At 74.5% G+C, this 404-nt stretch carries 1 protein-coding gene; it reads left to right on the top strand.

Annotated features, from left to right (window positions below):
• Positions 1–17: 17 nt before the first annotated feature.
• Positions 18–404 (top strand): energy-coupling factor ABC transporter ATP-binding protein (locus RM844_RS33205; RefSeq protein WP_311671135.1); only part of this gene is annotated, 387 nt, incomplete at its 3' end.

Raw genomic sequence — 404 nt, 5'->3', positions numbered from 1 at the left:
TCTCCCCGAAGGACGCCGTGCCCCAGGCCCCCGTCCAGTCGCTCGACGTCAGCGGCCTCGCCTACGCCTACCCCGACGGCCACCAGGCCCTCTTCGGGGTGAACCTGACCGTGGGGCGCGGCGAACGCGTGGCGGTGCTGGGCCCCAACGGAGCGGGCAAGACCACGCTCGTCCTGCACCTCAACGGCATCCTGACGGCGGGCTCGGGCACGGTCCGCGTCGCCGGGCTCCCGGTGGCGAAGCGGAACCTGCCGGAGATCCGGCGCCGGGTGGGCATCGTCTTCCAGGACCCGGACGACCAGCTGTTCATGCCCACGGTCCGCGAGGACGTCGCCTTCGGCCCGGCCGCGTCGGGGCTGCGCGGCCCCGAGCTGGAGGAGCGGGTGGTGCGCGCGCTGGAACAG

The organism is Streptomyces chisholmiae (assembly GCF_031845445.1).
Classification (GTDB): domain Bacteria; phylum Actinomycetota; class Actinomycetes; order Streptomycetales; family Streptomycetaceae; genus Streptomyces; species Streptomyces chisholmiae.
The sequence above is the reverse complement of the archived record's forward strand: the minus strand, read 5'-3'. Positions and strand labels throughout refer to the sequence as shown.